Source organism: Aeromonas sp. sia0103 (assembly GCF_963895295.1).
Taxonomy (GTDB): Bacteria; Pseudomonadota; Gammaproteobacteria; order Enterobacterales; family Aeromonadaceae; genus Aeromonas; species Aeromonas encheleia.
Map to the genome: position 1 here is coordinate 350,281 of NZ_CAWQKG010000044.1, position 25,703 is coordinate 375,983.

Genomic DNA, 25,703 nt, shown 5'->3' on the forward strand with positions numbered 1-25,703 from the left:
TCAGGCCTCCTTGCCATCGGCACCCACCAGAATGGTGGTGTCGCTAAGATATTGATATGGCGGAATGACCAGATTCAGTGGCGCAGGCACGCCCTGGAACACTCGACCAGCCATGTCGAACTTGGAACCATGGCACGGGCAGAAGAAGCCGGAGGCCACCCCCTGCACCTGCTCGCCGAAGCTGTCAGGCAGGTAGGAAGGCGAACAACCCAGGTGCGTACAGATACCGACGGCGACGAAGATCTCCGGCTTGATGGATCTGTAGCCGTTGTGGGCGTAGTCCGGTTGTTGCGGCTCATCGGAGGCAGGATCGCGCAGCTTGTCATCGTGCGCAGCCAGGGCATCCAGCGTCTGCTTGGTGCGTTTCACCACCCAGACCGGCTTGCCGCGCCACTCGACGCGAATGAGCTGACCCGGCTCCAACTTACTGATATCCACTTCGACCGGGGCCCCTGCCGCTTTGGCTTTGGCGCTCGGGTTCCATGACTTTATAAACGGCACTGCGGTAAAAGCAGCTCCTACTCCACCAACGGCAACCGTTGACCAGGTAAGAAATCTGCGGCGACCGGTATCAACTGGCGCATTGCTCATCCAAAAACTCTCCCATGTGGACTCTGCTCATTCTTATAGTGTCCCCGTTCCCCTCTCTCCCGATGACAACTGCAACGGAAGCCGTATGGCAATTGACACAGAAAGACCATGGAAATTTTAAAGAAAAGATAACAATTTGACAAGAAAGAGAAGCGATGGGTGAAAACAATAAATACACAAATATTTGTCTTTTGTGACCTGTGGTTAGCATTGGCATAGGGAATATTACCAATAAAAAAAGCCTGGCAGTTGCCAGGCTTTTTTGACACTCGTGAGAGTGCGTACCAAAAGCGAATTAACGCTTGGAGTACTGCGGACGCTTACGAGCTTTGTGCAGACCGACTTTCTTACGCTCAACCTTACGGGCATCACGAGTAACAAAGCCTGCTTTACGCAGTTCGCCGCGCAGGGTCTCATCGTACTGCATCAGAGCACGAGTGATACCGTGGCGGATCGCACCAGCTTGACCGGAGATGCCGCCACCGTTAACGGTGATGTACAGATCCAGTTTCTCGGTCATTTCAACCAGTTCCAGCGGCTGACGAACTACCATGCGGGCAGTCGGACGGCCGAAGTACTGCTCCAGGGAGCGCTGGTTGATGATGATTTTGCCGCTACCCGCTTTCATAAAGACGCGAGCAGTGGAGCTTTTGCGACGGCCGGTACCGTAGTATTGATTTTCTGCCATGTTGCCAGTTCCCGATTAGATATCCAGTACTTGAGGTTGCTGAGCAGCATGAGCGTGCTCGGCGCCTGCGTAAACTTTCAGTTTACGGAACATGGCACGGCCCAGCGGGCCCTTCGGCAGCATACCTTTGACGGCAGCTTCGATAACCATTTCCGGTTTACGCTGAATCAGCTTGTCGAAGCTGATTGACTTGATACCACCCGGGAAACCGGAGTGAGAATGGTAGATTTTATCGGTAAATTTCTTACCGGTAACGTGTACCTTCTCAGCGTTTACAACGATGATGTAATCACCGGTGTCAACGTGCGGAGTGTACTCAGCTTTGTGCTTACCACGCAGACGAGCAGCGATCTCGGTTGCGATACGACCCAGAGTTTTACCTTCTGCGTCCACAATGTACCAGTCACGTTTTACGGTTTCTGGCTTGGCAACGAAAGTTTTCATTAAGTTAAACCCAATTACCTGTTACAGACCCAATTGCTTATGGGGGCTCTCCCACAAACAACAAACGATGGCCTACCTGTACCCCTTCGAATACAAGTAAAGCTTAAAGTGTTGCTGTCTTATCGACAGCTGTAACGTGGGCCGGGCGATTATAAGTGAAGTTGCCTTAAATATCACCTGCTAATTTCACTGCCATGAAGCTAGCAAATGTCGCCCGGCCCTACCTGCCGCAGATGCCCATCCGACTGGCAGGCGCGGTATTGTGACTAAGGAAGGTGCACTCTTGCAAGGTATTCGTGCGATTGCATTTCCTGAAGCCGCGAAAGACAACGCTTGAATTCGAAATTCAGCAGGCCATCCCCGTAGAGTGCTGACATGGGCACCGCCGCCGACAGTATGAGTTTGACGTGCCGCTCATAGAACTCGTCCACCATGGCGATGAAGCGGCGAGCCGCGTCATCCGTGCCGGTGCCCATGGGCTGAACATTGGCCAGCAGCACGGTATGGAACTCCCTGGCCAGTTCGATGTAGTCCCCCTGTGAGCGGGGGGTACAGCAAAGTTGCTCGAACTCCATATAAAGCACCCCTTCCCCCATCCCCAGCGTGCTCAGCTGGCGATGATTGACCTCCAGCATGGCCGAGCGGGCCTCCACCTGACCGCTCAACTGCCCAAAATAGCGATCGAGGTTGCATTTGGCCTGCTGATCCAGCGGGAAGTGATAAATCTCCGCCTGCTCCAGCGTGCGCAGGCGATAGTCGACGCCACCGTCCACGTTAAGTACCTCGCAATAACGCTCGATGAGCGCGATGGCGGGTAAAAAACGGGCGCGTTGCAGGCCATTGCGATAAAGCTCCTGCGGCGGGATGTTGGAGGTTGCCACCAGCACCACCCCGTGGCCGAACAGCGCCTGGAACAGGGTGCCCAGCAGCATGGCGTCGGTGATGTCGGAGACAAAGAACTCGTCGAAGCAGATGACATCCGTCTCGCCGGCCAGCTTGCTGGCGATGAGCAGGAGGGGGTCGGCCTGGCCGGTCAAGCCCTTCAGTTCGGCGTGGATCCGGTGCATGAAACGGTGGAAGTGGATGCGCAGTTTACGCTCACCCGGCAGGCTCTCGAAGAAAGTATCCATCAGCCAGGTCTTGCCTCGGCCCACTCCGCCCCACATATAGAGTCCCAGGACGGGAGTCGGTGGCTTGGGTTTTTGCAGCCATCCCAACAGGCCGCGGGATCTGGTCGGAGTCGGGCTGGCGCACAAATCCTGATAGAGTCGCTCCAGGTGGCTCACGGCCATCGCCTGAGCCGGGTCGGCCAAAAAGCCGGGGCGCTGCAAATCCTGCTGATATTTTTGCTGCGGGGTCATCCTGTAAACCGCCTCCAAGTCCCTGAATGAAGGACAAAATGGTATCACGCTCTCGGGGGGCACGGTATAGTGCCAACGAGGCATAGCGGTCAATCTGGCCGTCTCAACACTCATCGATTTAGCTGTAACAAGGAGCTTCTATGACTCTGTTAAACGGGATCCTGCTGGCGGTAGCCGCTCTGATCATCGGCGTTCTGGTCGGTCGTTTCACGGTCCGCAGCCGGGATGCCGGGCGCCTGGAACAGGAGCTGAAAAAGGCCCATAAGGAACTGGAAAGCTATCAGGGCCAGATCACGACCCACTTTGCCGACAGCGCCGCCCTGATGGAGCAGCTGGCCGAGCAATACCAGACCCTCTATCGCCACATGGCCGAGCAGAGCAAGTTCCTGGCCAAGGTCCAGGAGCCGCTGTTCCGTGAATCTCAGGTCGAAGAGGGCAGCGATGCCTCCAACAACGAGGAGCCGGGCCTGCCGCCGCGCGACTATGCCGGCGCCTCCGGCCTGCTCAAACAACCCAGCTAGTCCCTAGTGGAACTAATTACGCCTTATCGTGGTCAGACCTTGACGATTGCCATGCAACTTTTTCTGGGAGCTGTTTCTCATATGCGTAAATCTCTTTCTGTGTTCAGTGTCTTAGCCCTCAGTGTAGGTATCGCCCTGTCTGCGGCGCCAGCGCAGGCTGCCCTGCCCTTGCTGTCGAACACTCAGGAAATGCCGAGCCTGGCCCCCGTGCTCGAGCAGGTGACCCCTGCCGTGGTCAACATCTCCGTCTCTGGCAAGAAGATCACGCGCCAGCGTCTGCCGGAACAATTCCGTTTCTTCTTCGGCCCCAACATGCCTGACGAGCAGGTGAGCGAGCAGCCCTTCCAGGCGCTGGGCTCAGGCGTCATCATCGATGCCAAGAAGGGCTATGTGATCACCAACGCCCACGTGGTTCACGATGCGGACGAGATCAAGGTCAATCTGAAGGACGGCCGTGAATACGCCGCCAAGAAGATTGGCGAGGACAAGCAGTCCGATATCGCGCTGCTGCAAATCAAGGCCGAGGATCTGGTGCAGATCAAGTTCGCCGACTCCGACGAGCTGCGGGTCGGTGACTATGCGCTGGCCATCGGCAACCCGTTCGGCCTGGGCCAGACAGTCACCTCGGGCATCGTCAGTGCCCTGGGCCGCAGCGGCCTCAACATCGAGAACCTGGAGAACTTCATCCAGACCGATGCGGCCATCAACTCCGGCAACTCGGGCGGCGCCCTGCTCAACCTGCGCGGTGAGCTGATCGGCATCAACACCGCCATCCTGGGGCCGAACGGCGGCAACATCGGCATCGGCTTCGCCATTCCGTCCAACATGGTGCGCGATCTGTCCGATCAGATCGTCAAGTACGGCGAAGTACGCCGTGGCCAGTTGGGGATCACCGGCACCGAGCTGACCAACGAAATCGCCAAGACCTTCGGTTACAACAAGAAGGACGGCGCCTTCGTCAACCAGGTCATGCCTGACTCCGCCGCCGACAAGGCCGGCATCAAGGCCGGGGACATCATCATCAGCATCGATGGCAAGCCCATCCGCTCGTTCGGTGAGCTGCGTGCCAAGATTGCGACCATGGGGGCCGACAAGCAGGTTGCCCTTGGCCTGATCCGTGATGGCAAGGAGCAAAGCGTCAAGGTCACCCTGAAGAAGGCAGATGACAGCGAGATCCTCGCCAGTGCCCTGCACCCGGCACTGGAAGGCGCCAAGCTCAGCACCACCACAGAACCGGTCACCGGCGTGGCCGTCTCCGATATCGATCCGCGCTCCCCTGCCGCCGCCTCCGGTCTGCAGAAGGGCGACATCATCATCGGGGTCAACCGCCTGCGCATCAACTCGCTGGGCGAGCTGACCAAAGTGTTGAAGAACAAGCCGGACGTGCTGGCACTGAACATTCAACGCGGCGACTCCTCGCTCTATTTGGTGATCCGTTAAGTCCCTCACACCCGCGGCAACCGCCGCGGGTGATTTTTATCCACCGATAGTGTTATTCTCTGCGCGCAGCATGTACGGACGAGAATGACATGAAAATCCCACCTTTGATCAGTTACTTGGGCAAGTCCGTCGGCTTCGGCCTCACCGTCGCGGCGCTCCTGTTGCTGCTGTTTCCCAATTTTCGAGGTGGTGCCCCCCTGCCGGGCCTCATCACCAATGCCCGCGAGCTGAGCTTCTCCTACGCAGCCCATCGCGCCGGCCCTGCTGTCGTCAACATCTACACCCGCAGCTTCGCCGGCAATCGTGGCGAGAAGGCCGAACTCAGGCCACAGGGGCTGGGCTCAGGCGTCATCATGAACCAGCGCGGCCACGTGCTGACCAACTACCACGTCATCGCCGATGCGGACCAGATCATAGTCGCGCTGCAAGATGGCCGGGTATTCAGCGCCGAGCTGATCGGCACCGACAAGCTGACCGATCTGGCGGTGCTCTACATCGAATCCGATAACCTGCCGGTCATCCCGCAGGATCCGGAGCGGCTGCCGGATGTGGGGGACGTGGTGCTCGCCATCGGCAACCCCTACAACGTCGGCCAGACCATCACCCAGGGCATCATCAGCGCCACCGGCCGGATCGGCCTCTCCAGCATGGGGCCGGACAGCAATGGCCGGCAGGATCTGCTGCAGACCGATGCCGCCATCAACGAAGGCAACTCGGGCGGCGCCCTGGTCAACGGCCGTGGCGATCTGGTGGGCATCAACACCGCCGCCTACCACCTCAACGGCAATCAGGAGAGCTACGGCATCAGCTTCGCCATCCCCTACAAGCTGGCCAAGCGCATCATGGACGAGCTGATCGCCAACGGCCGGGTCATTCGTGGCTACCTCGGCGTCTCCAGCGTCGAGATCAACCCCATAGTCGCGCGCATGATGAACCTCGGCGATCTGCAGGGCCTGGTGGTGGAGAGTCTGGATCCCAACGGTCCCGCCACCAAGGCGGGCCTCAAGCGGGGCGACGTGCTGCTCAAGATCAACGGGGAAGCCATCAGCGGCGTGCGGGCCGTGATGGACAGGATCGTCGAGAGCCGCCCCGGCACCAAGCTCCGCATCTCGGTGATCCGCAACGGCAAGCCGCTGGACGTCGAGGTCGTCATCGAGGAAGACGTGCGCTACCAGAACCTGCCGAGCACCAGCGCCGCCTCCGCCAGCTGAGGCTAGACCCGACCACCACAAGGGGCGCATTGGCGCCCCTTGTCATTCCTCCCTCCCTGGTTCCCCCCATGAGTTCTCCCCCACTCCGTGAGATGACTCACAGTTTCCGCCAACGATCCCACCCTGGTCACCGCCGCGAAAGTGCGGGCCCGATCACATAGAGTCGGCTCCGATAGCCCCCCTTTGCTCCCCTGGCACACAGAAAGGGTCCTTTTCGAGGAGTTCCGGCCTGGGATTTCCATTTCGAATCGGAAAAACACTGCCTCCTCTGCATTTCCCCCCGGGCTTAGGGTAAGGCTATTCCTTCTGCCAGCCTTGGAGAGCAGACATTGACTACCGACACCCATGACACCGCCCTGACCCCGGACAGCCCGCCGCTGCTGCGCAAGACCGAGCTGGTCCTGGCCCGCATCCACAGCCTGCTCGGCGAGCAGGGCATCATCCCCAACGAGGTGCAGAAGCAGATGCTCGCCTCCCACGTCAAAGCCATGGTGTGGCGCTCTCATAGCGGTGAATCCCTGCCGGAGGTCGACCTCAGCCTGTTCGAGGAGATCTCCCCCCTTTCCCTGCGACTGGCCGAACAGGTTGTCGCCTGGCTGGACGGGCTGGCCCATGAAGAGGCGCACCTCTTGTCCGTCCATTTCGAAGTTGCCAAAGAAAATGAACTCAGCTCAGCTGCTCGACCAGTAACCACAGGAGATAACTAAATGTCAGCCATCAAACTCGTGATTGGAGATCGTCTCGGCAAGGGTCAGAAAGTGGGCGCAGGGGCGGAAGCCGCCGGCGCCAGCGTGACCGTCATCCCCGGCATGGCCGCGGACATGAAGCTCGGTGATGTGATGAACAAGGAGCAGGCGGATCTCGGCATCTCCTTCTGCGGCAGCGGCGGCGCCGGCGCCATCACCGCCCAGACCAAGTACGGCTACAAATGCCGCTACGGCATGCGCTCCGTCGAGGAGGGTGTCACCGCCATCAATGACGGCTGTGTGGTGCTCGGCTTCGGCTTCATGGACAAGGAAGAGCTGGGCCAGAAGCTGATCGAAGCCTTCGCCAAGAAACACGGTCGCGCCTGATGAAAGAGGACTTCACCACCCAGGTCATCGTCAACGGCAAGGGGACGACCCGCCAGCAGGCGTTCGCTTCCGCCCTCAGCCAGGTGCAGCACAGCCTGCTCAAGGACAACCCGCGGGTGATGCTGCGGATCGAGCCGGTCGAGGTACGGGTGCTCAAGGCCGAGGAGTCGGTCCGGGTGGAGAAGTTCTTGTTCTTCTTCCTGCCGCGCCAGCGCCGCGAGTTCCGCGTCCAGCTGGAGATCACGGTCAAGGTCAGCAGCCTGGACGCCGACAAGGTGACGTTCACCCTGGTGTGATGCCCCTATGGGCACAACCCCACAAAAAGGACATGTTGGATGTTTCTAATCATATTTATCAAGTCACTCATCATCGGCGGCCTGGTGGGCGTCGGGGTGGGAGCCGGCGCGGCGCGGATGTTCCACGCCCCGACCGTGCAGGGCATGGGCGCCTTCCGCACCCTGGGTGAGCTCAACTCCTGCGAAGGGGATCCCGCCTCCCACTTCTCCTTCGGCCTCGGCTTCTTCTTCAATGCCTGGGCCTCCACAGTGGCGGCCGGTGCCTTCACCCAGGACGTGGATCACCGCATCATCCCGCACTGGGCCACGGCCGCGCTGCTGGTCAAGAACCGGGATCTCGCCACCACATTGCACGACCCCAAGAAGATGGCCATCGCCGGCGGCATTATAGGTGCCATCGTTGTCGCCTTCCTCAACAGCACCGCCGCCGCGGTTCCCGAGGCCCTGCAGGTCACCGCCGTCAAGGTACTGGTGCCGGCCGCCAACCTGCTGGTCAACACCGTCATGCCGGTGATCTTCTGGCTGGCCGCCATCGAGGCGGGCAAGAAGTCCGGCTTCTGGGCCACCATCTTCGGCGGTCTGGCGCAGCTCATCATGGGCAACGCCGTGCCGGGTCTGGTGCTCGGCATCCTGATCGGCAAAGGGGTGGAAGAGAGCGGCTGGAACCATGTCACTCGCGTGATGATGGGCGCCATAGTGCTGCTGTTCGTGCTGAGCGGATTCTTCCGCGGCTTCGATATGAAACTGATTGAATCCTTCCACATGGGCATTCCCCTGTGGCTGGAGAACGTCCATAACCTGCTTAGCGGCAAATAAGGGGCCACCACATGGATGAGAAACTGAGAAACAACTTCTGGTATGCCGACTGGTCCTTCCCCATCTTCGTCGGCCTGCTCTCGGCCGGCGTCTTCGCCGGGACCCACATGTTCTACCTGTATGGAGTCGGGGCCTTCAACGAGGTGGCCTTCGTCTCCATGCTGAAAGCCGGGATGGACACCGGCGCCTATGGCGCGGTCGCGGCCTTCGGGGCCAGCTTCCTGTTCGCCCGCATCATCGAGGGCTCCTTGGTGGGGATCCTGGATATCGGCGGCGCCATCCAGACCGGGGTCGGACTGGGTGTGCCCGCCCTGTTGCTGGGGGCCGGCATCGTCTACCCGATAGAGAACTTCGGTGCCTCGCTGGTGACCGGCATGGCCATCGGGGTCGCCATCGGCGGCATCATCATCCTGGCGCGCAAGTTCACCATCAACCAGAGCAACTCCACCTACGGGGCGGATGTGATGATGGGTGCGGGCAACAGCTCGGGGCGCTTCCTCGGCCCCCTGATCATCCTCTCCGCCATGGGCGCCTCCATCCCCATCGGGCTGGGCTCTCTGCTGGGTGCGCTGCTGTTCTACGTGTGGGGCAAGCCCATCACCGGCGGCGCCATCCTGGGTGCCATGCTGCTCGGGACCTTCTTCCCGATCGCCCTAGTCTAAGCACAGGCCGCCCTTCGGGGCGGCATTTCAGAGGTCATCAGCATGTATGACATGATCATCAGAGCGGGGCGCCAGGGAAACGGCGAGCTCATCGACATCGCCATCCAGGACGGCAAGATTGCGGCCCTCGGCCAGCTGCCCGCGGCGGCCGAGGCGAAGCAAATCCTCACTCTGGCCGGTGCGGTCGGGGTGAGCGCGGGCTGGATCGACGGCCACACCCACTGCTATCCCGCCTCCCCCATCTATCAGGATGAACCTGACAAGGTCGGCGTGGAGTCCGGCGTCACCACCGTCATCGATGCCGGCAGCACGGGCGCCGACGACGTGGACGCGTTCCAGCGACTGGCGGCCGGTTGCAAGACCCGGGTGCACGCCCTGCTCAACATCTCCCGCATCGGCCTGCTGCGCCAGAACGAGCTGGCCGACAGCCGGGATCTGGATGTCGGGCTGGCGTCTGCCGCCATCGCCCGCCACCCGCGGTTCATCGTCGGCCTCAAGGCCCGCATGAGCGGCAGCGTAGTGGGCGAGAACGGTCTGCAGCCGCTGCGCATGGCCAAGGCGCTGCAACAGGCCCACGGCCAGTTGCCGCTGATGGTGCATGTGGGCAACACCCCGCCCGAGCTGGACGAGATCGTCGCCCTGCTCGGCCAGGGGGATCTGCTGACCCACTGCTTCAACGGCAAGCCGAACCGCATCCTGACCCCGGCCGGCGAGCTGCGGGTCGCGGTGCGCGAGGCGCTGCAACGGGGGCTGCGGCTCGACATCGGCCACGGTGGCGCCAGCTTCAGCTTCGAGGTGGCGGAGGCCGCCATCCGTCAGGGGATCCTGCCCCACACCATCAGCTCGGATATCTACTGCAAGAACCGCATCAAGGGGCCGGTGTACAGCCTGGCCCACGTGATGTCCAAGTTTCTCGCCATCGGCATGACGCTGGAGCAGGTGCTCGCCTGCGTCACCAGCCAGGCCGCCGAGGCGCTGCGTCTCCCTGGCAAGGGTCGGCTCGAGCTGGGGGCCGATGCCGATCTGACCCTGTTCGAACTGGCCAGCGGCCCTGCCCTGTTTATGGATACCGAGGCGCAATCCCGCCACGGCGATCTGCAACTGCTTCCCCTCGCCGCCCTGGTGGGCGGTGACCTGGTTCTCACTCAATATGGAAAATCCCACCATGCCTTCTGTGTATGAGAAATATCAGCTCAAACCGGTGATCAACGCCTCCGGGCGCATGACCCTCCTCGGCGTCTCCACCCCGGAGCAGGAGGTGGTCGACGCGGTCAACTTCGGCCTCGGCCACTACTTCGAGGTGAAGGATCTGGTCAACAAGACCGGCGCCTACCTCGCCGGCCTGCTCGGCGTGGAGGATGCGGTGGTGGTCTCCTGCGCCAGTGCCGGCATCGCCCAGTCGGTGGCCGCCGTGATAGTGCGCGGCGATGCCTACCGGCTGGAGCAGCTGCACGCCCATGCCCACGGGGTGCCGAGCGAGATAGTGTTGCCCAAGGGCCACAACGTGAACTTCGGCGCCCCGGTGGGCACCATGGTCAACCTGGGGGGCGGCAAGGTGGTGGAGGCAGGCTATGCCAACGAATGCTCCCCCGCCCAGCTGGCCGCCGCCATCAACCCCAATACCGCCGCCATCCTCTACATCAAGTCTCACCACTGCGTGCAGAAGAGCATTCTGTCGGTGGCCCAGGCCGCCGAGGTGGCCAGGGCCCACCAGCTGCCGCTCATCGTCGATGCGGCCGCGGAAGAAGACTTGCAGCTCTACTACAACCAGGGGGCGGATCTGGTCATCTATAGTGGCGCCAAGGCCATCGAGGGACCCACCAGCGGCCTGGTGCTCGGCAAACGCCAGTATGTGGAGTGGGTCAAGCAGCAGACCAACGGCATAGGCCGCGCCATGAAGGTAGGCAAGGAGGGGATCCTCGGCCTGACCCACGCCATCGAGCGCTATCTGGTCAAGGAGAAGGAGAGTGGCGCCGCCATGGTGGCCAAGATGACCCCCTTCATCGAGCGCCTCAACCAGTTGCCCGGCGTCAGGGCCCAGGTGGTGTGGGACAGTGCCGGGCGCGACATCGCCCGCACCGACATCGCCTTCGACCATGCCCGGCTCGGCATCACCACCCTGCAGTTGGTGGATCGCCTGCAGCAGGGCAACCCGGCCATCTACTGCCGCGGCTACAAGGCCAACGAGGGCCACATCGAGATCGACGTGCGCAGCGTCAGCCCGGCCCAGCTCGACCAGATCCATGCCGCCATCGCCCAGCTAACCCAGGAGACCCGCTGATGTCCCTTACTCCCAACTACTACCTTGACCGTATCTGCCTCAACGTGCTGGCCGGCTCCAAGCAAAATGCCGTCGATATCTATGAGGCCGCCGAGGGCCACGTGCTGGTCGGCGTGCTCTCCAAGAACTACCCGGATGTGGCCTCCGCCGTCGCCGACATGGGTGAGTACGCGAAGCTTATCGACAACGCCCTCTCCATCGGCCTGGGCGCAGGCGATCCCCGCCAGTCCGCCATGGTGGCCGAGCTGGCCCGCCAGCTGCAGCCCCAGCACGTCAACCAGGTGTTCACCGGGGTCGGTGCCAGCCGGGCGCTGCTCGGTCAGCCTCACACCCTGGTCAACGGTCTCATCTCCCCCACCGGCACCCCCGGCATGGTGAAGATCTCCACCGGCCCGCTGAGCGCCGGCCAGGCCGACGGCATAGTGCCCATCGATACCGCCATCGCCCTGCTCAAGGACATGGGGGGCAGCTCGGTCAAGTTCTTCCCCATGGGCGGCCTCGCCTGCCGTGACGAGTACCAGGCGGTGGCCGAGGCTTGTGCCCGCCACGGTTTCTGGCTGGAGCCCACCGGCGGCATCGATCTCGACAACTTCGAGGAAATAGTCCGCATCGCGCTGGCGGCCGGGGTCGAGAAGGTGATCCCCCACGTCTACAGTTCCATCATCGACGGCGAGAGCGGCCAGACCCGCCCCGAGGATGTGCGCACCCTGCTCGCCATGGTGAAGCGACTGCTGGCGTGATATGACTGGCACCGGCCCACTTCCCGGCCGGTGCCTGGCTTGTGCATGTCCCGCTTGTTAACATCGATCCTCATCCCGCGACAGGAGTCTCGCTTCCCCATGACCAAGCTGCCCCACCCCAGACTCCATCAGCTGCTGACCCTGCTCCACGCCGAACCGCTGCCACAGGAAGAGCTCGCCCGTCGCCTCAATGTCTCCACCCGCACGGTACGCACCGACGTGGCGACCCTCAACGAGCTGATTGCCACCCACGGTGGCCATCTGATCCACCAGCGCGGCTGCGGCTACCAGCTCAAGATCTACAATCAGGGGCTGTTTGATGAGTTGCTGGCGGCGCAGGAGCAGGAGAGCAGCCTGCCCCGTACCAGCCGTGAGCGGGTGCTGCATCTGCAGCTGCTGCTGCTCACCGCCGAGCAGGGGATCAAGCTCGATGAGCTGGCGGATACCTGGTATCTGAGCCGGGCGGCGCTGCAGGGGGACATGGCGGAAGTGCGGGAGCGGCTCGCCCATTTCGGGCTCGGCATCGACAGCAAGCCACGGCTCGGCATGCGCATCCAGGGGGAGGAGACGGCGATCCGGGCCTGCCTCACCCAGTTGCTCTATCGGGAGCAGACTCGCAACCACCCGCTGCAAGGCTTGCTGCCGAACCTCTGCCCCAGCAAGACGCGGGAGGTCATCGGCAATCGCATTCATGCGCAGCTCGGACATCATCAGCTGCGGCTGGCGGACGAGAGCCTGCAACAGCTCACCATCTACTGCGCCGTCGCCCTGCTGCGGCAGGCGGCAGGCCACGAACTGCTGGCATTCAGCAGCGAGGACCTCACCGCCCCCCTGGCGGCCGTGGCCCGCGACATCTATGCCGAGCTGCCGACCCTGACACCGCCGGGCGAGCAGGAGATCATCTGCCTCGCCATCCAGATCCAGGCCCGTCTCATCGCCGATACCCCGCAGCTCAGCCCGACCATGGCCGCCGAGAGCGCCCAGCTGGTCGCACACCTGCTGGACTACATCCACCAGCACTATCCCTATGATCTGCGCCACGACAGCCAGCTGCACTCCGATCTGCTGACCCACATCAGCGCCATGCTGCTGCGGATCAAATACCAGATCGGCAGCCACAATCCGCTGGCGGAACACATCAGGCAATATTATCCCCTCGCCTACGACATCACCCTGGCCGCCATCTCGGAGTGGATCAAGCAGACCCCCTATCACCTGACCCATCACGAGATAGGCTATCTGGTGATCCACATCGGGGTCGGGCTGGAGCGTCACTACGACATCGGCTACAGCCGTCCACCCCAGGCGCTGCTGCTGTGCGACGCGGGCAATGCCACCTTCCGGGTGCTGGAGGCGCGCATCAAGCGGGAATACCCCCAGCTGCAGCTGAGCAGCCTGGAGTCGGTGCGGGACTACGAGAGCCTGCCACGGATAGCGCAGGACTTTGTCATCAGCACGGTCAAGGTGAGCGAGAAGAATGCCCCCGTGGTGCAGGTGGCGCCCTTCCCGACCCAGTACCAGCTGGAGCAGCTCGGCAAGCTGGTGCTGATCGATCGCACCCGCCCCTACCTGCTCGACAAGTACTTCGATGCCGAACACTTCATGGTGGTGGATGAACCGCTCAGCCAGGCCAGTCTGTTTGCCCGGATCTGCGATCGGCTGGAGCGGGAGGATCTGGTGGAGGAGGCGTTCAGGGGCTCCCTGCACGAGCGGGAGCGGATCGTCTCCACCATGCTGGGGGATGGCATAGCCCTGCCCCACTCCCTCGGCCTGCTGGCGCGCCGCACCCTGGTCTACACGGTGCTGGCGCCTCAGGGCATCGAGTGGGGCAATGGCGAGACCGCCACCCTCATCTTCGCGCTGGCCATCGCCAAGGCCGACTATGAGGAGGCGATGGGACTCTACGATCTGTTCCTGGCGCTGATGAACGAAAAAGCCAGCAAGAATCTGCTGGCTTGTCGGGATTTCGCCAGCTTCAAGGCGCTGGCACGCACCGGATCATGACGGGAGAGGAGGCGAGCCTCACTCCTCGTTGAAGCCCGAGGTGAACAGCGCCACCACGGCGGCCAGGGCCTCTTCTTCTTCCGGCCCCTCCACCTGCACCTCAACCTGCTTGCCCTGGGCGGAGTCCAGCATCAGCAGGCCGATCACGCTGTCCGCATCGGCCTCGACGCCGTCCTCGTTGCGCAGCAGCACATGGGCATCGAAACCCTGCACCAGCTCGAACAGCATCATGGCCGGTCTGGCGTGCATTCCCAGCTTGTTTTTGACTTCTACCGAGGCGGAAACAGTCATCTGAGCGTCCTATTGATCTGTCAGGCTTGGGTTGAGCGCTTGTCGAGGGTGCGGTGGCGGATCTGCACGTTCTTGCCGAGCAGGCGGAACGCGCTGGCCAGCCGCTCGGCGATGAACACGGATCTGTGCTGACCGCCGGTACAGCCGATGCCGACCGTCACATAGCTGCGATTGTTGCGCTCAAGGTGCGGCAACCAGGTCCCCAGCATGTTCTCGATCTGCTGGATGAACAGCATCACGTCCGGCTGGCCGGACAGGTAGTTGGCCACGGGCTCATCCTGACCGGTGAAGGGCTTGAGCTCGGGGATCCAGTGCGGATTGGGCAGGAAGCGGGCATCGAACACGAAGTCGGCATCCTTGGGGATACCGTACTTGAAGCCGAACGACTCGAACACCAGCACCAGCTCGTTCTCTTTCTTGCCGAGCACCCGGGTCTTGATGAGCTCGCTGAGGTCATGGATGCTGAGACTGGTGGTGTCGATGCGCAGATCGGCGGTGGAGGAGAGCGGCGCCAGCAGGTGGGTCTCCTCACGGATCGCCTCATCCAGCGACAGCTTGTTGCGAGACAGGGGGTGCAGCCGGCGGCTCTCGCCGTAGCGCTTGAGCAGGGTGTTGTTGTCGGCATCGAAGAAGAAGCTGGAAAACTCCACCCGCCCCTCGTTGCGCACCTGGGCCAGCAAGTTTTCCAGCCGGTCGGGCTGAGTGGGCAGGTTGCGCACGTCTATGCTGACCGCCAGCTTGTCATACTGGCTCTCGACCGAGACGATCAGCTGGGGCAGCAGATTGACCGGCAGGTTATCCACACAGTAATACCCCAGATCCTCCAGTACCCTCAGGGCCACCGTCTTACCGGAGCCCGAGCGACCGCTTACCACTATTAACTGCATCTTGTCCCCTCACGCCAACATGGCTGTATCATGCCCGGCATCAGGCCGAGGTCATGATCTGGTAGAGTTCTTCGTCGCTGGTCGCCTGGCGCAACTGGCGGCAGACGGCCTTGTCACCCAGCTTGGATGCCATCAGGGAAAGGGTCTTGAGGTGCTGCTTGCACTCGCTTTCCGGCACCAGCAAGGCAAAGAGCAGGTCAACCGGTTGGTTGTCGATAGAATCGAATGGGATGGGTTCGGAGAAGGTCATCAGCACGGCGGTCGGGACGAACGCATCGTCGATCCGGCCGTGAGGAATGGCAATACCGGCACCGATCCCGGTACTGCCCATTTTTTCCCGCGCCAGCAGGCTTTCAAACAGCACCTGACGGGAGGCGCCCAGGCGCTCTGCGGCCAGTTCACTGATGATCTCGAGGGCGCGTTTCTTGCTGGTACAAGGGACCGCACTCTTGGTGCAGTCCCGACTCAGTATGTGTTCAAGTTGCATAGTTATTTTTGATTTAACTTATCTTTGTGCTTGATGATCTGCCGATCCAGTTTATCCAGCAGGGTATCAATCGCAGCATACATGTCGGCATGCTCCGAATTGGCGAACACCTCACCCCCGCTGACGTGCAGCTTGGCTTCGGCAATCTGGTTCAGTTTTTCGACGCTCAACACCACATGCACGTTGTTGATATGTTCAAAGTGACGCTCGAGTTTGGCAAATTTGCTATTCACATAATCACGCAGAGCTTCGGTAATCTCGACATGGTGTCCGGTCAGGTTAATTTGCATAACGTCTTCCTTTTGTTTGCCTAAACCAGGCGTTTGCGCTGATTGGATGGCGGGATCAACAAGGATTCACGGTACTTTGCGATCGTGCGTCTCGCCACCATAATACCCTGTTCGGCCAGCAAATCCGCGATCTTGCTATCACTAAGCGGTTTGGCAGGGTTCTCTGCCGTCACCAACTTTTTGATCAGGGCGCGAATTGCGGTCGATGAGCACTCTCCTCCTCCCTCCGTATTGACGTGACTGGAGAAAAAAAACTTCAGTTCAAAGATGCCACGGGGCGTGTGCATGTACTTCTGGGTCGTCACCCGCGAGATCGTCGACTCGTGCATCTCCACCGCCTCGGCGATGTCGTTGAGCACCATGGGCTTCATGGCCTCCTCACCGTACTCGAAGAAGCCCTGCTGCTGTTCGACGATGCAGCTGGCGACCTTGAGCAGGGTGTCGTTACGACTCTCCAGACTCTTGATGAACCACTTGGCTTCCTGCAAGTGGGAGCGGATGAACTGGGAGTCCTGACTGGTCTTGGCCTGTCTGGCCATGGCCGCATAGGTCTCATTGACCCTAATGCGCGGCGCCGAATCCGGATTCAGTTCCACCACCCACTTGTAGCCCTTCTTGACCACGGACACATCCGGGATCACATATTGAGACTCGTTCTGGATGATGCCATTGCCTGGCCTTGGCTCCAGCTGCTGGATGAGATCCAGCACCTCCTTGAGGTCGCTCTCCTTGAGTTTGGTCTTGCGCGCCAGGGTCCGGTAATCGCGGTTGCCGAGCAAGTCCATGTGCTCGTTGATCACTTCCCTTGCCTCATTGAGCCAGGGCAGATCGGGCGAATACTGAGCGAGCTGGATCAGCAGACATTCCTGTACCGAACGGGCGGCAATGCCGATAGGATCGAAATGCTGCACCCGCTTGAGCACGGCTTCGACTTCATCCAGTTCGACTTCTACCTCATCGCTGCTGACTGCAGCCTGAATATCCTCGAGAGAAACGGTCAAATAGCCGGATTCGTCGATGGCATCGATGATGGCGAGGGCAATGGCGGCGTCCAGATCGCTGAAGGGGGTCAGTCGCATCTGCCACAGCAGATAGTCCTGCAGGCTCTCGGTGGTTTCCCCCTGATAGACGCTGTCCTCCCCATCGTGGATGGGGCCGGCGCTCTGGGCCGTTCCGGCCGAATAGACATCGTCCCAGGTGGTATCCACCGGCAGCTCATCTGGCATCTTGTCCTGAGCCATGGCATCGCTGGAATCGAGTTGACTGGCATCGACCGCCTCTTCCGGGTTGGTCTCCTGCGTCTCGCTCTCCTCTTGCTCCAGCAAGGGGTTGTTGTCGAGCGCTTGCTGAATTTCCTGCTGGAGTTCCAGCGTGGAGAGCTGGAGCAGACGAATCGCTTGTTGTAATTGTGGCGTCATGGTCAGGGATTGACCGAGACGCAACTGTAATGTCGGCTTCATCTACGTCGGGATATCCTTATGTTCAGCGAGGCAGCCACCTAACAAAAATGAGGGATGCCCCCTTACTATAGACTGAATTGATCGCCCAAATAGACGCGCTTGACCTGCTCATCGGCGAGGATATCGGCCGGAGCGCCTTCGGCAATCATCTTGCCATGGCTGACGATATAGGCTTTTTCGCACACATCCAGCGTCTCCCGGACGTTGTGATCGGTGATCAGCACACCGAGGCCCCGCTCTTTCAGGTGCTGGATGATCTTCTTGATGTCTATGACGGAAATAGGATCAACACCTGCAAAGGGTTCATCCAGCAGGATGAATCTCGGCTCTGCCGCCAGGGCGCGGGCGATCTCGACCCGGCGCCGCTCCCCCCCCGACAGGCTCTGCCCCAGGCTGTCGCGGATGTGGGTGATGTTGAACTCTTCCAGCAGCTGCTCGACCTTGTCTTCCCGCTCTTCGCGGCTCAAGCCCTTGCGAGTCTGCATGACCCCCATCAGGTTGTCGAACACCGACAGACGGCGGAAGATCGAGGCCTCCTGCGGCAGATAGCCGATGCCGTTACGGGCTCGGATATGCATGGGCTGCAGGCTGATGTCCTGATCGTCGATGGTGATGAGGCCGGCGTCCCGCTGCACCAGACCCACGATCATGTAGAAGGAGGTGGTCTTGCCGGCACCATTGGGGCCGAGCAGCCCCACGATCTGGCCGGTGCCCACTTCCAGACTCACGTCGCTGACCACCATGCGGCGCTTGTAGCTCTTCTGCAGGCCGACTGCTTTTAACACTGCCATGGCTTCTGTTTCCTACTTCTTCTGATCGGCGGGCTTGTCGAAGTTTTCTACCTGCTCTGGCAGGAACACCGTCTTGACGCGCTGAGTGGGGCCCTTGCTCTCGGCGATCATCTTCTGCTTGACGATGTCATAGCGGATGAGGTCGCCGGTGACCTGACTGTCTTCCTGTTTGAGCTGGCCGTTGCCGGTGATGGTGACCAGCCGGTTTTTGAGCTCGTAGCGGATGCTGTTGCCGTGGGCGTTGACCGGCTTGCCGTTGTCCAGGATCTGGAAGAAGGTGGCCGGGTTGCCATAGGCGGTCATCACCTCGGCGCCTTTATCGCCGGAGCGGATCACCACCACCTTGTCGGCCTTAATCTTGATGGTGCCCTGAGTGATGATCACATCATCGCTGAAGGTGATGCGATTGTCCTGCATCTCGGCCACTTGCTTGACCGCGTCCACATAGACCTTCTCGGCAAAGTCAGACTCTTTGGCGTTCACCGCACCGCACAACAGCAGGGCGGCGAGGGCCAGATTAACGTTTTTCATTGAAATAAGTGGCATGGCCTTTATCCAGTAATTCGAAATATTTACGATCCAGGTGACCCCTCAGGCCAACCCCCTCGGTCTGGAATTCCTGACCCACTATGCGGATGTGCTGATTGCTTCTCACGTCCTGAGTCACCAGGTCCAGCTCCAGATAGGGGGTGTCCAGGGTGGAGATGAAGGAAGCTGGCAGCAGGCCGTCCAGATGCACCTTGTCGCGCAGGATCACGTTGTCGTCGGTGTTGAGCACCCCGGTTTCGGCCGTGACCTTCCACTCGGCCTCGCCCTGCTCATCGAACATGTAGACCACCGGTTTCTCGAAGGTCGCCTGCTCGAGGATCTGGAAATACTCGGCAAACTCCGACTCCAGCCGCTCGGTCCGCTTGCCCTGTTCGTTGAAGCGGGTCGTGATCAGATTCTTGGCGGTGAAGTCAGGTTGATAATTCTCCACCTTGGTGACCGGCTCGGGGGCCAGCTCGATCTCGCCAAACTGCCAGGCCCCCAGCGCCACCAGAAACAGCAGGGCAAACAGCAGCGTCTGTCTGTTCATCGTGAGGCCTCGGGCTGGTAGTCGCCCAACCCTTGCGCCTGCAGGATGAGGTCGCACACCTCGCGTACCGCGCCGACGCCCCCTCCCAGCCGGGTCACCAGATCCGCCTTTGCCAGCACCAGCGGATGGGCATCCGCCACCGCGATGCCGAGGCCGCAGGCCTGCATCACCGGCAGATCTATGGTGTCATCCCCCATATAGGCCGCCTGCGACGCCTCGAGACCGAGCTTGGTCAGCAATGCCTCGAAGTGGGGCAGCTTCTGATCCGCCCCTTGCACTAGGTGCTGCACTCCCAGGCCGCGCATCCGATCGCTGACGATGCGGGAGTTGCGCCCGGTGATGATGGCGATCTCCAGCCCGGCATTGAGCAGGGCACGCATGCCCGCCCCGTCGCGGGTGCAGAATGTCTTCAATTCTTCGCCGTTATTGCCCATGTAGATGAAGCCATTGGAAAGCACTCCATCCACATCGCACACCAGCAGGCGGATCTGCGCCGCCTTGTCGTACTGGCCGCGCGTCACCGGACCATAGAGGGTCGGTACGTCTTGCATCAAATCACCCCGGCTTTCAGCAGGTCGTGCATGTTGAAGGCACCCAGTGGCCGCCGCTCTTCATCCACCACCAGCAATCCGTTAATCTTTCTGGTTTCCATCAGTTTGACGGCCTCGGCCGCCATCATCTCAGGCCCTACGGTAACACAGTTGGCCGTCATTACCTTGGCGATCGGGGTGTGATGGATGTCCACCTGCAGATCCAGGATCCGGCGCAGGTCACCATCGGTGAACAGGCCGGCCAGCAGCCCCTGCGCGTCCACGACTGCCGTCATGCCCAGGCCTTTGCGGCTCACTTCCAGCAGCGCCTGGCTGATGGTGGCATCTATCCCTACCTGGGGCAACAGCTCGCCGCGATGCATCAGATCGCCCACCCGCAGCAGCAGTCGCTTGCCGAGCGAACCGCCCGGGTGAGAGAGCGCGAAGTCATCGGCGGTGAAGCCACGGGCCTCCAGCAGGGCCACGGCCAGCGCATCCCCCATCACCAGGGTCGCAGTGGTGCTGGAGGTCGGTGCCAGGCCGAGCGGGCAGGCCTCCTTGTCGACCTTGATGCACAGATGCACATTGGCCTCCTTGGCCATGGTCGAGGCAGGGTTGCCGGTCATGCAGATGAGCGGGATGCCCCGGCGCTTGAGCACCGGCAACAGGGCCAGGATCTCGTCGCTCTCGCCGGAGTTGGAGATGGCGATGATGAGGTCGCCGGCGGAGATCATCCCCAGATCCCCGTGGCTGGCTTCACCAGGATGCAGGAAGAAGGCTGGCGTGCCGGTGCTGGCCAGGGTCGCGGCGATCTTGTTGCCGACATGGCCAGACTTGCCCATGCCGGTGACCACTATCTTGCCGGCGCAGCGCAGCACCATCTCGCAGGCCCGATCGAAGGTCTCGTCGAGGTACTGGTAGAGGCCATCAATCGCTTGCTTTTCAATGTCCAGCACCGCGCGGGCACTGCGACGAAAATCGAACAGTTCAGACACTTTTTCAGGCTTTACAGACATAAAGACACAGCTCCGGGCCGAAATTTGCTGCGGGATTATAAAAAAGTCTGCCGAGATAAGCGAATCGGATGCGGGACCTCATCCTGCTGATGCAAGTTGTTACATAAAACTGTCGTGCATTTGGGGGGGAAGCACGCTCAATAGTTGTTCCTTGCTGTTGCTTAGACCTAGACTAGCCCATAAAATTCGCTCTTCTTTTATACCGGATGGACAATTGTTTGAACAATGACCTGATCACCATCTCCGATCTGACCTTCAGTCACGGGGATCGGTTGCTGTACGACAGGATCAACCTGACCATTCCCCGTGGCAAGGTCACCGCAGTCATGGGGCCAAGCGGGATCGGCAAGACCACCTTGCTGCGCCTGATCGGTGGCCAGCTGAAACCTGAATCGGGTCATATCCTGTTTGATGGAGAAGACATTCCCACCCTCTCCCGCTCCCGCCTGTATGAAGTCCGCAAACGGATGAGCATGCTGTTCCAGAGCGGTGCCCTGTTCACCGGCATGACCGTCTTCGACAACGTGGCCTTCCCGCTGCGGGAGCACTCCGGCCTGCCGGAGGAGCTGATCCACACCATCGTCATGATGAAGCTGCAGGCCGTCGGGCTGCGTGGCGCGGCCAGACTGATGCCGTCCGAGCTCTCCGGTGGCATGGCCAGGCGCGCCGCGCTGGCCAGATCCATCGCGCTGGATCCGGACCTCATCATGTATGACGAGCCCTTCGTCGGTCAGGATCCCATCACCATGGCGGTGCTGGTGAAGCTCATCAAGGAACTCAACAGTGCCCTTGGTATTACCTCCGTCATCGTCACCCACGATGTGAAGGAGGTGCTGAGCATCGCCGATTACGCCTACATCATCGCCAACCGCAAGGTGGTGGCGCACGGCACCCCGGATCAGCTGCGCGAGGAGCACAATCCGGAAGTCGAACAATTCCTGCAAGGATTGCCAGACGGTCCTGTTCCGTTTCATTTTCCGGCAGGCGATCTGCTACAGGATCTGTGATGTTGATAAGCCAAGTAAGCAAGTTGGGTCGGGTTGGGGTGCGTTTCATCAACGCCATCGGCCGCGCCACCATCATGCTGTTTCACGCGCTGGCGGGCCGCCCCCAGCCACGCAAGCACTTCCCCCTGCTGATGCAGCAGCTCTATGTGGTAGGGGTACAATCGGTCGCCATCATCCTGGTGTCGGGTCTGTTCATCGGCATGGTGCTCTCCCTGCAGGGCTATAACGTGCTGAAGGATTTCGGTGCCGAGCAGAGCCTGGGGCCGCTGGTCTCCCTCTCCCTGCTGCGGGAGCTGGGACCGGTCGTCACCGCCCTGCTGTTTGCCGGCCGGGCGGGTTCCGCCCTGACCGCCGAAATCGGGCTGATGAAGGCCACCGAGCAGCTCTCCAGCCTGGAGATGATGGCGGTGGATCCGCTGCGCCGGGTGGTGGCCCCCCGTTTCTGGGCCGGGGTCATCAGCATGCCGCTGCTGGCCTTCATGTTCAGCCTGATCGGCATCTTCGGTGGCAAGCTGGTCGGCGTCGATTGGCTGGGGGTGGACGAGGGCAGCTTCTGGTCTGCCATGCAGGCCTCCGTCGATTGGCAGGATGACATCATGCAAGGGGCCATCAAGAGTCTGATCTTCGCCCTGGTGGTCACCTGGATTGCGCTCTTTAATGGCTATGATGCCAAGCCGACCTCGGCCGGGATCAGTCAGGCGACGACCCGGACCGTGGTCCACTCGTCCCTGGCCGTGCTCGGTCTGGATTTTATACTCACCGCAATCATGTTTGGATAAGGTAAAGATGAAGTTCAGCAAAGTAGAATTCCTGGTCGGCGCCTTCATGCTGGCCGGCATCGCGGCCATTCTGGTATTGGCATTGCAAGTTGCCGGTTTGAGCTTCAAACCGGAAGGAGAAACCTATACCCTGCGCGCCCATTTCGATAATATCGGCGGCCTGAAAGTCCGCTCACCGGTCAAGGTCGGTGGTGTGGTCGTCGGTCGGGTCAGTGACATCGCCCTGGATGCCAAGAGCCTGGTGCCAGTGGTCTCCTTGCAGATGCAAAAGAGCGCCGGCGAGTTTTCCGAGACCAGCACCCTTTCCATCCTGACCTCGGGTCTGCTCGGCGAGCAGTATGTCGGTCTGGCGCCCGGTTTCACCGACGAGGAGATGGGCACCAACATGCTCAAGGATGGTGACATGATCGAAGACACCAAATCGGCCATAGTGCTGGAGGATCTGATTGGCAAGTTCCTCTACAGTCAGTCTGCCGACAACAAAGCTGCCAGCAAGTAAGGAGTAACCATGTTCAAGAAAATTGCCCTGCTGCTGGGTCTGATGACCAGCATGCTGTTTGCCGTGACTGCCCAGGCAGAAGCCAGCGCCGCGGATCCCTATGCCCTGGTGGATCAGGCTGCCCAGCAGACCTTCGCCCGCCTCAAGGCAGATCAGTCCCAGGTGAAGAGCAACCCGGACCACCTGCGGGTGATCATCCGCGAAGAGCTGTTGCCTTACGTGGACAACCGCTTCGCCGCCTACAAGGTGCTCGGCAACCAGATCAAGGAGACCACTCCCGCCCAGCGTGATGCCTTCGTCGAGGTGTTCACCGAGTACATGGTGAGCTCCTATGCCGATGCCCTTGCCCACTTCGACAAGCAGACCGTCCAGGTCCAGCCGGGCAAGACACCGACCGACAGCAACATCACCGCCGTCAACGTCAGCGTGAAAGAGACCGGCAAGCCGGACATCTTCCTCGAGTTCAAGCTGCGCAAGAACAACAAGACCGGCGAGTGGAAGGCCTTCGACATGGTCGCCGAAGGGATCAGCCTGCTCTCCGCCAAGCAGAGCGAGCTCGGTGGCCTCATTCGCCAGAATGGCATCGATGCGGTGATCGCCCAGTTGCGCGAACACAACGCCAAGCCGCTGGTCCTCAAGTCATGACCCTGACGGGTGAGCTGCAGGCACCACAGGTCAACGCCTTGTGGCAGCGCCGGGCGGAGTGGTGGCAAGATGATGCGCTCGAGCTGAGCGGCGTCACCACCCTGGACTCCGCCGGGCTGGCCCTGCTGGTCAAGTGGGCCAAGGCCACCCTCGCAAGAGGCGCCACACCACAACTGGTGGGCGCCTCCCGTGATTTCCATACCTTGGCCAACCTGTACGGGGTGGCCAATTTGTTTCAATCAACCCCGCCCAACACTGAGGACGCATAATGCAAGTCTCTGAAATTGAAGCGATACTCCTTGAGGCCTTGCCATTGTCCGAAGTCCATGTCAAAGGCGACGGCAGTCACTATCAGGTGATAGCCGTCGGCGACATGTTTGACGGTATGAGCCGGGTCAAGAAACAGCAGGCCATCTACGCTCCGCTGATGGACAAGATCGCCAGCAACGCCATCCACGCACTCTCCATCAAGGCGTTTACCGATGCCGAATGGAAGCGCGAACGTAAATTCCTATTGCCCTCCTGATTTGGTATCTAAGTAAATGGACAAATTCAAGATCGATGGTCGTTGCACGCTCAACGGCGAAGTGACCATCTCCGGCGCCAAGAACGCCGCCCTGCCAATCCTGTTCGCGACCCTGCTGTGTGATGAGGAGATCCAACTCTCCAACGTGCCGCGCCTCAAGGACGTGGGCACCACCCTCAAGCTGCTGGAGATGCTGGGTGCCAGCACCAAGGTCAACGGCAATGTGACCGTGTTGACCGGTGCGGTGAACAACCATGTCGCCCCCTACGACCTGGTGAAGACCATGCGCGCCTCCATCCTGGCGCTGGGCCCGCTGGCGGCCCGCTTCGGTGCGGCCGACGTCTCCCTGCCCGGCGGTTGCGCCATCGGGGCCCGTCCGGTCAACCTGCACGTGCACGGCCTGGAGCTGATGGGTGCCAAGATCGCCATCGAGGATGGTTACATCAAGGCCCGGGTCGATGGTCGTCTCAAGGGTGCCCACATCCTGATGGACATGATCTCCGTCACCGGTACCGAGAACCTGATGATGGCCGCCACCCTGGCGGACGGCCGCACCGTGATCGAGAACGCCGCCCGTGAGCCGGAAGTGGTCGATCTGGCCAACTTCCTCAACACCCTCGGCGCCGACATCAAAGGCGCGGGCACCGATACCCTGACCATCGACGGGGTCGAGCGTCTGCACGGCGGCAGCTACAGCGTGCAACCTGACCGTATCGAAACCGGTACCTTCCTGGTGGGTGCAGCTGTCACCGGCGGCAAGATCACCTGCCGCAAGACAGACCCCTCCCTGCTGGAAGCGGTACTGGTCAAGCTGGAAGAGGCCGGCGCCCTGATCGAGAAGGGTGCTGACTGGATCAGCCTGGACATGACAGGTCGTACCCTCAAGCCGGTCACCATCAAGACGGCCCCCTACCCGGCCTTCCCGACCGACATGCAGGCCCAGTTCACCGTGCTGAACGCGGTCGCTAAAGGCACCGGCATGGTCACCGAGACCATCTTCGAGAACCGCTTCATGCACGTGCCTGAACTGGTGCGGATGGGCGCGGACATCGAGCTGCAGGGCAACGTCGCCATCTGCCGTGACACCGAGCAACTCAAGGGTGCCCAGGTGATGGCGACCGATCTGCGCGCCTCCGCCAGCCTGGTTCTCGCCGGCTTCGTGGCCGAGGGCACCACCATAGTTGAGCGTATCTATCACATCGACCGTGGCTATGAAGACATCGAGCACAAGCTGCAGGGTCTGGGTGGTCGCATCGAGCGCATCAAGGGCTGATTTATCAGCCCACTAA

33 protein-coding genes are annotated in these 25,703 nt (G+C 61.0%); 19 read left to right on the forward strand and 14 right to left on the reverse strand.

Annotated elements, in window-relative coordinates; translation table 11 throughout:
• From petA to zapE, 4 genes are all read right to left on the reverse strand, one after another.
• A complete protein-coding gene (gene petA / locus AACW18_RS15685; protein ID WP_218329467.1) occupies positions 1 to 591 on the reverse strand; it encodes a ubiquinol-cytochrome c reductase iron-sulfur subunit in 591 nt (196 codons plus the stop codon).
• 295 nt (positions 592 to 886) lie between these two features.
• Positions 887 to 1,279 carry a 30S ribosomal protein S9 gene (gene rpsI / locus AACW18_RS15690; protein WP_042653275.1) on the reverse strand — a complete coding sequence of 131 codons (393 nt, stop codon included), beginning with the start codon at positions 1,277 to 1,279 and terminating at the stop codon, positions 887 to 889.
• A gap of 15 nt (positions 1,280 to 1,294) precedes the next feature.
• On the reverse strand, positions 1,295 to 1,723 hold the full coding sequence (gene rplM / locus AACW18_RS15695) for a 50S ribosomal protein L13 (protein ID WP_042653276.1): 429 nt from the start codon (positions 1,721 to 1,723) through the stop codon (positions 1,295 to 1,297).
• A gap of 266 nt (positions 1,724 to 1,989) precedes the next feature.
• On the reverse strand, positions 1,990 to 3,084 hold the full coding sequence (gene zapE / locus AACW18_RS15700) for a cell division protein ZapE (protein ID WP_218389175.1): 1,095 nt from the start codon (positions 3,082 to 3,084) through the stop codon (positions 1,990 to 1,992).
• 140 nt (positions 3,085 to 3,224) lie between these two features.
• Between zapE and AACW18_RS15705 the strand changes: the two genes are divergently transcribed.
• The 12 genes from AACW18_RS15705 to AACW18_RS15760 all read left to right on the forward strand — a co-directional run bounded on the left by AACW18_RS15705 (position 3,225) and on the right by AACW18_RS15760 (position 14,128).
• On the forward strand, positions 3,225 to 3,605 hold the full coding sequence (locus AACW18_RS15705; RefSeq protein WP_218291506.1) for a YhcB family protein: 381 nt from the start codon (positions 3,225 to 3,227) through the stop codon (positions 3,603 to 3,605).
• A gap of 81 nt (positions 3,606 to 3,686) precedes the next feature.
• Positions 3,687 to 5,045: a Do family serine endopeptidase gene (locus AACW18_RS15710; RefSeq protein WP_042653279.1), complete on the forward strand. Its 1,359-nt coding sequence runs from the start codon at positions 3,687 to 3,689 to the stop codon at positions 5,043 to 5,045.
• 89 nt (positions 5,046 to 5,134) lie between these two features.
• A complete protein-coding gene (gene degS / locus AACW18_RS15715; protein WP_042653280.1) occupies positions 5,135 to 6,256 on the forward strand; it encodes an outer membrane-stress sensor serine endopeptidase DegS in 1,122 nt (373 codons plus the stop codon).
• A 329-nt stretch (positions 6,257 to 6,585) separates the two neighbouring features.
• Entirely contained in the window at positions 6,586 to 6,963 is a 378-nt protein-coding gene (locus tag AACW18_RS15720; protein WP_218389176.1) for a transcriptional regulator, read from the forward strand.
• Positions 6,964 to 7,329, forward strand: coding sequence for an SFCGS family glycine-rich protein (locus tag AACW18_RS15725; protein WP_033132302.1), 366 nt, complete (start codon positions 6,964 to 6,966; stop codon positions 7,327 to 7,329). It begins immediately after the preceding gene.
• Positions 7,329 to 7,625 (forward strand): DUF4312 family protein, encoded by a 297-nt coding sequence (locus AACW18_RS15730; RefSeq protein ID WP_033132301.1) that lies wholly within the window; start codon positions 7,329 to 7,331, stop codon positions 7,623 to 7,625. Before AACW18_RS15725 ends, AACW18_RS15730 begins: the two co-directional genes overlap by 1 nt.
• 39 nt (positions 7,626 to 7,664) lie before the next feature.
• Positions 7,665 to 8,441, forward strand: coding sequence for a DUF4311 domain-containing protein (locus AACW18_RS15735; RefSeq protein WP_218389177.1), 777 nt, complete (start codon positions 7,665 to 7,667; stop codon positions 8,439 to 8,441).
• Between the two features lie 11 nt (positions 8,442 to 8,452).
• Complete coding sequence (locus AACW18_RS15740; protein WP_033132299.1) at positions 8,453 to 9,103, forward strand: DUF4310 family protein; 651 nt, start codon at positions 8,453 to 8,455, stop codon at positions 9,101 to 9,103.
• Between the two features lie 42 nt (positions 9,104 to 9,145).
• Positions 9,146 to 10,285 carry an amidohydrolase/deacetylase family metallohydrolase gene (locus tag AACW18_RS15745; RefSeq protein WP_218389178.1) on the forward strand — a complete coding sequence of 380 codons (1,140 nt, stop codon included), beginning with the start codon at positions 9,146 to 9,148 and terminating at the stop codon, positions 10,283 to 10,285.
• The gene (locus AACW18_RS15750) at positions 10,269 to 11,384 is read left to right on the forward strand and encodes a DgaE family pyridoxal phosphate-dependent ammonia lyase (RefSeq protein WP_218291501.1); all 1,116 of its coding nucleotides are present in this window, start codon (positions 10,269 to 10,271) and stop codon (positions 11,382 to 11,384) included. Before AACW18_RS15745 ends, AACW18_RS15750 begins: the two co-directional genes overlap by 17 nt.
• A complete protein-coding gene (gene dagF / locus AACW18_RS15755; protein WP_218389179.1) occupies positions 11,384 to 12,124 on the forward strand; it encodes a 2-dehydro-3-deoxy-phosphogluconate aldolase in 741 nt (246 codons plus the stop codon). Before AACW18_RS15750 ends, dagF begins: the two co-directional genes overlap by 1 nt.
• Before the next feature lie 99 nt (positions 12,125 to 12,223).
• Positions 12,224 to 14,128, forward strand: a complete 1,905-nt coding sequence (locus AACW18_RS15760) for a BglG family transcription antiterminator (RefSeq protein WP_218389180.1) — start codon at positions 12,224 to 12,226, stop codon at positions 14,126 to 14,128.
• Positions 14,129 to 14,146: 18 nt separating this feature from the next.
• Here AACW18_RS15760 and npr read toward each other — a convergent pair whose 3' ends face one another.
• The 10 genes from npr to AACW18_RS15810 form a co-directional block, all read right to left on the reverse strand.
• The gene (gene npr / locus AACW18_RS15765; RefSeq protein WP_042653289.1) at positions 14,147 to 14,419 is read right to left on the reverse strand and encodes a PTS phosphocarrier protein NPr; all 273 of its coding nucleotides are present in this window, start codon (positions 14,417 to 14,419) and stop codon (positions 14,147 to 14,149) included.
• A gap of 20 nt (positions 14,420 to 14,439) precedes the next feature.
• Positions 14,440 to 15,306 (reverse strand): RNase adapter RapZ, encoded by an 867-nt coding sequence (gene rapZ / locus AACW18_RS15770; protein WP_042653290.1) that lies wholly within the window; start codon positions 15,304 to 15,306, stop codon positions 14,440 to 14,442.
• Between the two features lie 40 nt (positions 15,307 to 15,346).
• The gene (gene ptsN / locus AACW18_RS15775; protein ID WP_042653291.1) at positions 15,347 to 15,793 is read right to left on the reverse strand and encodes a PTS IIA-like nitrogen regulatory protein PtsN; all 447 of its coding nucleotides are present in this window, start codon (positions 15,791 to 15,793) and stop codon (positions 15,347 to 15,349) included.
• Positions 15,794 to 15,795: 2 nt separating this feature from the next.
• On the reverse strand, positions 15,796 to 16,083 hold the full coding sequence (gene hpf, locus AACW18_RS15780; RefSeq protein ID WP_042653292.1) for a ribosome hibernation promoting factor: 288 nt from the start codon (positions 16,081 to 16,083) through the stop codon (positions 15,796 to 15,798).
• Between the two features lie 20 nt (positions 16,084 to 16,103).
• A complete protein-coding gene (locus tag AACW18_RS15785; RefSeq protein WP_218291498.1) occupies positions 16,104 to 17,543 on the reverse strand; it encodes an RNA polymerase factor sigma-54 in 1,440 nt (479 codons plus the stop codon).
• A 65-nt stretch (positions 17,544 to 17,608) separates the two neighbouring features.
• Positions 17,609 to 18,334 (reverse strand): LPS export ABC transporter ATP-binding protein, encoded by a 726-nt coding sequence (gene lptB, locus AACW18_RS15790; protein WP_042653294.1) that lies wholly within the window; start codon positions 18,332 to 18,334, stop codon positions 17,609 to 17,611.
• Positions 18,335 to 18,346: 12 nt separating this feature from the next.
• Positions 18,347 to 18,865 carry a lipopolysaccharide transport periplasmic protein LptA gene (lptA, locus tag AACW18_RS15795; protein ID WP_218329474.1) on the reverse strand — a complete coding sequence of 173 codons (519 nt, stop codon included), beginning with the start codon at positions 18,863 to 18,865 and terminating at the stop codon, positions 18,347 to 18,349.
• Positions 18,852 to 19,412 (reverse strand): LPS export ABC transporter periplasmic protein LptC, encoded by a 561-nt coding sequence (lptC, locus tag AACW18_RS15800; RefSeq protein WP_042653296.1) that lies wholly within the window; start codon positions 19,410 to 19,412, stop codon positions 18,852 to 18,854. Before lptC ends, lptA begins: the two co-directional genes overlap by 14 nt.
• Complete coding sequence (kdsC, locus tag AACW18_RS15805) at positions 19,409 to 19,963, reverse strand: 3-deoxy-manno-octulosonate-8-phosphatase KdsC (protein WP_042653297.1); 555 nt, start codon at positions 19,961 to 19,963, stop codon at positions 19,409 to 19,411. Before kdsC ends, lptC begins: the two co-directional genes overlap by 4 nt.
• Positions 19,963 to 20,958 carry a KpsF/GutQ family sugar-phosphate isomerase gene (locus AACW18_RS15810; protein ID WP_218389181.1) on the reverse strand — a complete coding sequence of 332 codons (996 nt, stop codon included), beginning with the start codon at positions 20,956 to 20,958 and terminating at the stop codon, positions 19,963 to 19,965. The genes kdsC and AACW18_RS15810 overlap by 1 nt, the downstream gene beginning before the upstream one ends.
• Positions 20,959 to 21,164: 206 nt before the next feature.
• On the opposite strand from AACW18_RS15810, the gene mlaF reads away from it, so the two are divergent.
• Genes mlaF through murA form a run of 7 tightly spaced genes read left to right on the forward strand, consistent with a single transcriptional unit; the run spans position 21,165 to position 25,687 of the window.
• On the forward strand, positions 21,165 to 21,965 hold the full coding sequence (gene mlaF, locus AACW18_RS15815) for a phospholipid ABC transporter ATP-binding protein MlaF (protein ID WP_218291495.1): 801 nt from the start codon (positions 21,165 to 21,167) through the stop codon (positions 21,963 to 21,965).
• A complete protein-coding gene (gene mlaE / locus AACW18_RS15820) occupies positions 21,965 to 22,744 on the forward strand; it encodes a lipid asymmetry maintenance ABC transporter permease subunit MlaE (protein WP_042653300.1) in 780 nt (259 codons plus the stop codon). The genes mlaF and mlaE overlap by 1 nt, the downstream gene beginning before the upstream one ends.
• 7 nt (positions 22,745 to 22,751) lie before the next feature.
• Positions 22,752 to 23,243 carry an outer membrane lipid asymmetry maintenance protein MlaD gene (gene mlaD, locus AACW18_RS15825; RefSeq protein ID WP_042653301.1) on the forward strand — a complete coding sequence of 164 codons (492 nt, stop codon included), beginning with the start codon at positions 22,752 to 22,754 and terminating at the stop codon, positions 23,241 to 23,243.
• A 9-nt stretch (positions 23,244 to 23,252) separates the two neighbouring features.
• The gene (gene mlaC / locus AACW18_RS15830; protein ID WP_218389182.1) at positions 23,253 to 23,888 is read left to right on the forward strand and encodes a phospholipid-binding protein MlaC; all 636 of its coding nucleotides are present in this window, start codon (positions 23,253 to 23,255) and stop codon (positions 23,886 to 23,888) included.
• On the forward strand, positions 23,885 to 24,157 hold the full coding sequence (locus tag AACW18_RS15835) for an STAS domain-containing protein (protein ID WP_218291494.1): 273 nt from the start codon (positions 23,885 to 23,887) through the stop codon (positions 24,155 to 24,157). The genes mlaC and AACW18_RS15835 overlap by 4 nt, the downstream gene beginning before the upstream one ends.
• Positions 24,157 to 24,414: a BolA family iron metabolism protein IbaG gene (gene ibaG / locus AACW18_RS15840; protein ID WP_005306001.1), complete on the forward strand. Its 258-nt coding sequence runs from the start codon at positions 24,157 to 24,159 to the stop codon at positions 24,412 to 24,414. Before AACW18_RS15835 ends, ibaG begins: the two co-directional genes overlap by 1 nt.
• Positions 24,415 to 24,430: 16 nt before the next feature.
• The gene (gene murA, locus AACW18_RS15845; RefSeq protein WP_042653304.1) at positions 24,431 to 25,687 is read left to right on the forward strand and encodes a UDP-N-acetylglucosamine 1-carboxyvinyltransferase; all 1,257 of its coding nucleotides are present in this window, start codon (positions 24,431 to 24,433) and stop codon (positions 25,685 to 25,687) included.
• The last annotated feature ends 16 nt before the right edge of the window (positions 25,688 to 25,703 follow it).

Bases quoted from the DNA above. Each gene is read 5' to 3' on its own strand.
- petA (WP_218329467.1), bottom strand. From the start codon at position 591: ATGAGCAATGCGCCAGTTGATACCGGTCGCCGCAGATTTCTTACCTGG.
- rpsI (WP_042653275.1), bottom strand. From the start codon at position 1,279: ATGGCAGAAAATCAATACTACGGTACCGGCCGTCGCAAAAGCTCCACT.
- rplM (WP_042653276.1), bottom strand. From the start codon at position 1,723: ATGAAAACTTTCGTTGCCAAGCCAGAAACCGTAAAACGTGACTGGTAC.
- zapE (WP_218389175.1), bottom strand. From the start codon at position 3,084: ATGACCCCGCAGCAAAAATATCAGCAGGATTTGCAGCGCCCCGGCTTT.
- AACW18_RS15705 (WP_218291506.1), top strand. From the start codon at position 3,225: ATGACTCTGTTAAACGGGATCCTGCTGGCGGTAGCCGCTCTGATCATC.
- AACW18_RS15710 (WP_042653279.1), top strand. From the start codon at position 3,687: ATGCGTAAATCTCTTTCTGTGTTCAGTGTCTTAGCCCTCAGTGTAGGT.
- degS (WP_042653280.1), top strand. From the start codon at position 5,135: ATGAAAATCCCACCTTTGATCAGTTACTTGGGCAAGTCCGTCGGCTTC.
- AACW18_RS15725 (WP_033132302.1), top strand. From the start codon at position 6,964: ATGTCAGCCATCAAACTCGTGATTGGAGATCGTCTCGGCAAGGGTCAG.
- AACW18_RS15730 (WP_033132301.1), top strand. From the start codon at position 7,329: ATGAAAGAGGACTTCACCACCCAGGTCATCGTCAACGGCAAGGGGACG.
- AACW18_RS15735 (WP_218389177.1), top strand. From the start codon at position 7,665: ATGTTTCTAATCATATTTATCAAGTCACTCATCATCGGCGGCCTGGTG.
- AACW18_RS15740 (WP_033132299.1), top strand. From the start codon at position 8,453: ATGGATGAGAAACTGAGAAACAACTTCTGGTATGCCGACTGGTCCTTC.
- AACW18_RS15745 (WP_218389178.1), top strand. From the start codon at position 9,146: ATGTATGACATGATCATCAGAGCGGGGCGCCAGGGAAACGGCGAGCTC.
- AACW18_RS15750 (WP_218291501.1), top strand. From the start codon at position 10,269: ATGCCTTCTGTGTATGAGAAATATCAGCTCAAACCGGTGATCAACGCC.
- dagF (WP_218389179.1), top strand. From the start codon at position 11,384: ATGTCCCTTACTCCCAACTACTACCTTGACCGTATCTGCCTCAACGTG.
- AACW18_RS15760 (WP_218389180.1), top strand. From the start codon at position 12,224: ATGACCAAGCTGCCCCACCCCAGACTCCATCAGCTGCTGACCCTGCTC.
- npr (WP_042653289.1), bottom strand. From the start codon at position 14,419: ATGACTGTTTCCGCCTCGGTAGAAGTCAAAAACAAGCTGGGAATGCAC.
- rapZ (WP_042653290.1), bottom strand. From the start codon at position 15,306: ATGCAGTTAATAGTGGTAAGCGGTCGCTCGGGCTCCGGTAAGACGGTG.
- ptsN (WP_042653291.1), bottom strand. From the start codon at position 15,793: ATGCAACTTGAACACATACTGAGTCGGGACTGCACCAAGAGTGCGGTC.
- hpf (WP_042653292.1), bottom strand. From the start codon at position 16,083: ATGCAAATTAACCTGACCGGACACCATGTCGAGATTACCGAAGCTCTG.
- AACW18_RS15785 (WP_218291498.1), bottom strand. From the start codon at position 17,543: ATGAAGCCGACATTACAGTTGCGTCTCGGTCAATCCCTGACCATGACG.
- lptB (WP_042653294.1), bottom strand. From the start codon at position 18,334: ATGGCAGTGTTAAAAGCAGTCGGCCTGCAGAAGAGCTACAAGCGCCGC.
- lptA (WP_218329474.1), bottom strand. From the start codon at position 18,865: ATGAAAAACGTTAATCTGGCCCTCGCCGCCCTGCTGTTGTGCGGTGCG.
- lptC (WP_042653296.1), bottom strand. From the start codon at position 19,412: ATGAACAGACAGACGCTGCTGTTTGCCCTGCTGTTTCTGGTGGCGCTG.
- kdsC (WP_042653297.1), bottom strand. From the start codon at position 19,963: ATGCAAGACGTACCGACCCTCTATGGTCCGGTGACGCGCGGCCAGTAC.
- AACW18_RS15810 (WP_218389181.1), bottom strand. From the start codon at position 20,958: ATGTCTGTAAAGCCTGAAAAAGTGTCTGAACTGTTCGATTTTCGTCGC.
- mlaF (WP_218291495.1), top strand. From the start codon at position 21,165: ATGGACAATTGTTTGAACAATGACCTGATCACCATCTCCGATCTGACC.
- mlaE (WP_042653300.1), top strand. From the start codon at position 21,965: ATGTTGATAAGCCAAGTAAGCAAGTTGGGTCGGGTTGGGGTGCGTTTC.
- mlaD (WP_042653301.1), top strand. From the start codon at position 22,752: ATGAAGTTCAGCAAAGTAGAATTCCTGGTCGGCGCCTTCATGCTGGCC.
- mlaC (WP_218389182.1), top strand. From the start codon at position 23,253: ATGTTCAAGAAAATTGCCCTGCTGCTGGGTCTGATGACCAGCATGCTG.
- AACW18_RS15835 (WP_218291494.1), top strand. From the start codon at position 23,885: ATGACCCTGACGGGTGAGCTGCAGGCACCACAGGTCAACGCCTTGTGG.
- ibaG (WP_005306001.1), top strand. From the start codon at position 24,157: ATGCAAGTCTCTGAAATTGAAGCGATACTCCTTGAGGCCTTGCCATTG.
- murA (WP_042653304.1), top strand. From the start codon at position 24,431: ATGGACAAATTCAAGATCGATGGTCGTTGCACGCTCAACGGCGAAGTG.